The sequence below is a fragment of the Peribacillus sp. ACCC06369 genome (genome assembly GCF_030348945.1).
In the GTDB taxonomy this organism is placed as follows: Bacteria; Bacillota; Bacilli; order Bacillales; family DSM-1321; genus Peribacillus.
The window spans coordinates 152,229-158,228 of the sequence record NZ_JAUCEN010000001.1; the positions used below are offsets into that span (position 1 = coordinate 152,229).

The 6,000-nt window shown below is 42.9% G+C and carries 3 protein-coding genes and 1 pseudogene; 2 read left to right on the forward strand and 2 right to left on the reverse strand.

The window, feature by feature from the left end:
* Positions 1 to 642 precede the first annotated feature (642 nt).
* Together QUF78_RS00715 and QUF78_RS00720 are read left to right on the forward strand one after the other, a co-directional pair.
* A complete protein-coding gene (locus tag QUF78_RS00715) occupies positions 643 to 1,698 on the forward strand; it encodes a glycosyltransferase WbsX family protein (protein ID WP_289323262.1) in 1,056 nt (351 codons plus the stop codon).
* A 90-nt stretch (positions 1,699 to 1,788) separates the two neighbouring features.
* Positions 1,789 to 2,385: a class I SAM-dependent methyltransferase gene (locus tag QUF78_RS00720; protein ID WP_289323249.1), complete on the forward strand. Its 597-nt coding sequence runs from the start codon at positions 1,789 to 1,791 to the stop codon at positions 2,383 to 2,385.
* A 1,185-nt stretch (positions 2,386 to 3,570) separates the two neighbouring features.
* On the opposite strand, the gene QUF78_RS00725 is transcribed toward QUF78_RS00720, so the two are convergent.
* Together QUF78_RS00725 and QUF78_RS00730 are read right to left on the reverse strand one after the other, a co-directional pair.
* Complete coding sequence (locus tag QUF78_RS00725) at positions 3,571 to 4,083, reverse strand: exosporium glycoprotein BclB-related protein (RefSeq protein WP_289323250.1); 513 nt, start codon at positions 4,081 to 4,083, stop codon at positions 3,571 to 3,573.
* A 23-nt stretch (positions 4,084 to 4,106) separates the two neighbouring features.
* Positions 4,107 to 6,000 (reverse strand): annotated as a pseudogene (locus tag QUF78_RS00730) (hypothetical protein); the annotation flags it as partial.

Genomic DNA, 6,000 nt, shown 5'->3' on the forward strand with positions numbered 1-6,000 from the left:
TACATTCATATTAAAAACAAGTGTGCAAAAGCCATGAGCCAAACCTCTTGGAATACGATCTATCCACTAACCAAATTATAGAGGTTTAAAAGAATAACAACACTAACATCAAAAATGGCGTCTGAACAAACTCGACCAACTTTGTGATAAAGAATGGTTTTCTTAATAAAATGTATTTTGCCCAATTTCAAAGCGGCTCTAGGATTTGTACTTGAAGTTTTGTATCTTTGACATTCATATCCCACCGTTTTTTTTTGTGCCAGCATTCTCCATTAACCATTTTCTATTATTGATAGCAAGGTTGATATGATACCAAGCTTATATAACCGGATGGCTTTAATCGAAGCTTTCTGGTATCTTTTTTGACATCTCCTTTATTTGGATGGTGGTTAATGATTTGTATATACTTCCACTTTTGAATATCTCAATTTAAACCCAATATAACTACAATATCGTAATCTGAAATCCATACGATTAATAAAATAAGAATCCTCTTCAGTTTATCACTAAAAAAACCTATTTCTTTTATACTGGACTCTTTAGATCATTATTATCAATTGAATGGGTCAACCCAATCCAATTAATTAAATAATAATGAAACAAGGTGTTCTAGTTAAACATTATTATAGGAGTGACAAAAATTTGAAACTTATAGCCTTCTATTTGCCCCAATTTCATCAAATTCCAGAAAATAACCTTTGGTGGGGACAAGGATTTACCGAATGGACCAATACAAAAAAAGGTCAAACGTTGTTTCCTGGACATAATCAACCGAGGGAACCTTATCAAGATTATTACTATGATTTGACAGATGCAACTGCAAGAAAATGGCAAGCACAAATTGCCAAAAAATACGGTATCTATGGATTTTGCTACTATCATTATTGGTTCAAGGGGAAAAGGTTACTTGAAAAACCATTTAATGAGGTTCTTCGAACAGGAGAACCTGATCTTCCCTTCTGTCTCTCATGGGCAAATGAACCATGGACTAGAAGGTGGGATGGGTGGATTCACGACGTCTTAATGCCTCAAGATTATGGTGATGAAGAGGATTGGAAAGAACACTTTGATTTCCTACTAACAGCATTTAAGGATGAAAGGTATATCAGGGTGGACAACAAACCTTTATTTACTATATATCGATCCGGTAGCATACCAAGATGTGAAGAAATGTTACTATATTGGCAAAATCTAGCTAAACAAAATGGACTTGAGGGTATTTACTTTGTTAAAACCTTAGCGGCATTCACGATTCCTGAAATTGCAGGGTTCGATGCTTGTCTAGAATTTGAACCCGGTTACACTTTGAATCATGGAGGTGGTTATACTTTCCGGAGAGCTGTGGATGGGTATCAACAAAAGTTTATTGTGATGGACTATGATCAAGTATGTTCACGTATGTTAGATAGATCTGATATAAAGAAAAATATAAAGACATTTCCAGGTGCATTTATTGATTGGGATAACTCGGCCAGAGTAGGAAATCGAGCACTCATTTTTAAAGGGTCAACCCCTGAAAAATTCTCTTACTATCTAAGCCAACAAATTCAAAAAGCAGTGAACATAAATAATAGTGAATTTTTGTTTATCAATGCTTGGAATGAGTGGGCGGAAGGAACATATTTGGAGCCAGATAAGAAGTATGGATATCAATATTTGGAAGCAGTAAAAAATGCATTGAATAATAATGGATTTTGATAAACTTTTCTATAAATCTTAGTAACTCTTCAAATTATTTAGATAATTATTGGATGTATGAAACTACGATAAAAGAGGTGACTAAATAAATTGAATACACAAGGAGATTATCCTCAATTAAAGATTAGTGAATTGTATAGTTTCATTGAAAGCGTAGATGGCTGGTTGACACATTTGGAACAAACGGCACTTCTGCATCTACCAGCTTTAGTTGACCATTTGAAAGGAGACATCATTGAGATTGGTTCTTATAAAGGAAAAAGTACAACAGCCTTAGGTCTCGGAAGTAAGTGGATTAGTGAGCGCAAACGTTCGATATATGCAATTGATCCATTTATTCCTGATAAAGATTATCATGGAAATTACTTTAACGATTTTCAAAAAGCAATTAAAGGTTTTCAATTAGAGAACTATGTAATTCCAATAAAGAACTACAGTCATGAAGCAATTGTTGATTGCCCTGAGCTTATTTCAGCACTTTTTGTTGATGGCAATCATAGCTATTTAAGCGTAAAGCAGGATATACAACTTTATGCTCCAAGAGTCGTAACCGGAGGCATGATTGCATTTCATGACTACAGTACTTACCTAGATGTCAAAAGAGCTGTTGATGAACTTTGTGAGAGTAAAGAATACGTATATGTCTGTGATTACGACAGTTTGCGCCTAATCCGTAAATTAAACTAAAATCTTTAAATAATACAATGCATGCAGTACTACGCTCTTTGTATAGGAGAATAAATAACACCTTTAAATAATAATTTTGAAGGTGTTATCTTATAACTAGTAGTACAAGATTAACCTTTGACTACTCCTTACCGTGCCATGATTCCACTAAACTCGAACAGCTGAAAAAGAACCACTTGGTTATATCGTTAGCTTTTATGATGAACTTTCCTCTACGTATTGGATCTCATTCGAATGCAACCGCATCTTTTTCCCTCCATCTCTTTAGGTCTTTTCCTTTAATTTTGATATTTCTTTTTGTTCTTTGATATATTTTTCTTCTTTCTTCCTTCCAACGCTTTTTTTATATTTACTTTTTGGTCTAACTCCCACTGTGTTAATGCAAAATCCTTCATTTAAATCACGATTCGAAAAGTGGGTGCGTAACAATTAAAACCTCCACTTACCCTGAACAATTAAAGGCAAATGTTGCAATTGAATTAAATACCCAAATTTCAAAATTGTATATGATGGTTTTTCTATACACAAGCAACAGAAGCGAGTCGATGAGAAGATTCTTAACTTTATTTAAAGAAGCAAGTGAACTTTACGATAAAATGAATGGCAAAGAAAGCAATAAGAACTTTACCCATATGGTTTTTTCTAGATACCCGTCTGTAGATGAAACACATAAGGAAATACGAGTATTACAAGCATTTTTTAAGCAGTGCGGTATCATCAAAGTATGAAATTCCATTGCTTTTATTTTTCATTTGTTAAATGTTTTTTACCAAAATAATCAGCATGAGTTAGAGCTCAATAATGAATTGGATTTGGTTATTTCAAATCCGCCTCAAGACTTGTCCCGAAATGAATAGATACCTTTAAAGTATATGTTAAGATTTATTTTACTTTCCCCTACTTTATATAGCTGCTTTACGATCCTCTAATTTAACGAATCTGATCTTTACTATTTATTATACATTCAGGATGGGAATCGATTTTTAAATAAAAATACCTGACCCCATAAGAACTTGGCAGTCAGGTAGTCAGGATTAAAGCCAGAAATAAAAAAAGATTGTAGAGAAAAATATAACTTTCTCTACAATCTGAGCCAATTTATTTTCAAAAGGATTGTGCTCCATTTTGTTTTTCTGAAATTCATTTGTTAGATAAAATTGGAGTATTCAGAATTCCTGTTTTTTATTAGGAGATTGCAATACCTGCACTTGCAAAACCTGTAAGGCTATCGAGAAGCACCAAGATACCTGAGTCTTCTAAAGAAAAAACCATTAATAGTTTATCTCCTGCACTTACTGGTATTGATATCAAATTATTAGTATTAGATGCATTATCTCCAAGGGCTACAAGTGGAGTAAAGTCTGGTGCTAAATCTACAAAGGCGCCTGGTATTGGAGTAAAGGTGCTGCTATTTGGATCAGGTACACCTGCAGTTGTACTCCTCCATAATTGTGCTCTAACAGTTACATCTTCACTTAATATTACTCCCACTGTAGCACTAAAGAATGCAGATATTGATTCGATTGTTCCGGCACGAGGAACAACAAATGCGAAGTCCCCGACAGCTATCGTTATTAATCCTCCAGCAATAGTAACACCGGAAACAGAACTTCCGAATCCAATGAGACCTCCAGTTTCCGCTAATCCAAGAACTGAAGTCAGTTCAATAGGAACAACACCTGATGCGAATGGGATCATAGCACCAGTAGCTGCGGTTATTACTACTGGTCCTTGGTTACCTTGCGGGCCCTGGTCGCCTTGCGGGCCTTGGTCACCTTGTGGGCCTTGGAATCCTTGTGGGCCTTGGAATCCTTGCGGGCCTTGGTCGCCTTGTGGGCCTTGGAATCCTTGTGGGCCTTGGTCGCCTTGTGGGCCTTGGAATCCTTGCGGGCCTTGGTCTCCTTGTGGGCCTTGGAATCCTTGCGGGCCTTGGTCTCCTTGTGGGCCTTGGAATCCTTGCGGGCCTTGGTCGCCTTGTGGGCCTTGGAATCCTTGCGGGCCTTGGTCGCCTTGTGGGCCTTGGAATCCTTGCGGGCCTTGGTCGCCTTGTGGGCCTTGGAATCCTTGCGGGCCTTGGTCACCTTGTGGGCCTTGGAATCCTTGCGGGCCTTGGTCGCCTTGTGGGCCTTGGAATCCTTGTGGGCCTTGGTCGCCTTGTGGGCCTTGGAATCCTTGCGGGCCTTGGTCGCCTTGTGGGCCTTGGAATCCTTGCGGGCCTTGGTCGCCTTGTGGGCCTTGGAATCCTTGCGGGCCTTGGTCGCCTTGTGGGCCTTGGAATCCTTGCGGGCCTTGGTCACCTTGTGGGCCTTGGAATCCTTGCGGGCCTTGGTCGCCTTGTGGGCCTTGGAATCCTTGTGGGCCTTGGTCGCCTTGTGGGCCTTGGAATCCTTGCGGGCCTTGGTCGCCTTGTGGGCCTTGGAATCCTTGCGGGCCTTGGTCGCCTTGTGGGCCTTGGAATCCTTGCGGGCCTTGGTCGCCTTGTGGGCCTTGGAATCCTTGCGGGCCTTGGTCACCTTGTGGGCCTTGGAATCCTTGCGGGCCTTGGTCGCCTTGCGGGCCTTGGTCGCCTTGCGGGCCTTGGAATCCTTGCGGGCCTTGATCCCCTTGCGGGCCTTGGTCGCCTTGCGGGCCTTGGTCACCTTGCGGGCCTTGGTCGCCTTGTGGGCCTTGTGGGCCTTGGTCACCTTGAGGTCCTTGAGGTCCTTGATCGCCTTGTGGTCCTTGGTCACCTTGCGGTCCTTGCGGTCCTTGATCGCCTTGTGGTCCTTGGTCACCTTGAGGCCCTTGCGGTCCTTGAGGTCCTTGGTCGCCTTGTGGTCCTTGGTCACCTTGAGGCCCTTGCGGTCCTTGGTCACCTTGTGGTCCTTGAGGTCCTTGATCGCCTTGTGGTCCTTGAGGCCCTTGCGGTCCTTGAGGTCCTTGATCGCCTTGTGGTCCTTGAGGCCCTTGCGGTCCTTGATCGCCTTGTGGTCCTTGGTCACCTTGAGGCCCTTGCGGTCCTTGGTCGCCTTGTGGTCCTTGAGGTCCTTGATCGCCTTGTGGTCCTTGATCGCCTTGAGGTCCTTGAGGTCCTTGATCGCCTTGTGGTCCTTGGTCACCTTGAGGCCCTTGCGGTCCTTGATCGCCTTGTGGTCCTTGAGGTCCTTGATCGCCTTGAGGTCCTTGGTCACCTTGAGGCCCTTGCGGTCCTTGAGGTCCTTGATCGCCTTGTGGTCCTTGGTCACCTTGAGGCCCTTGCGGTCCTTGGTCGCCTTGTGGTCCTTGAGGCCCTTGTGGTCCTTGATCGCCTTGTGGTCCTTGAGGCCCTTGTGGTCCTTGAGGCCCTTGCGGTCCTTGATCGCCTTGTGGTCCTTGAGGTCCTTGATCGCCTTGAGGTCCTTGGTCACCTTGAGGCCCTTGCGGTCCTTGAGGTCCTTGATCGCCTTGTGGTCCTTGGTCACCTTGAGGCCCTTGCGGTCCTTGGTCGCCTTGTGGTCCTTGGTCACCTTGCGGTCCTTGAGGTCCTTGATCGCCTTGTGGTCCTTGGTCACCTTGAGGCCCTTGCGGTCCTTGGTCGCCTTGTGGTCCTTGAGGCCCTTGTGGTCCTTGATCGCCTTGTGGTCCTTGAGGCCCTTG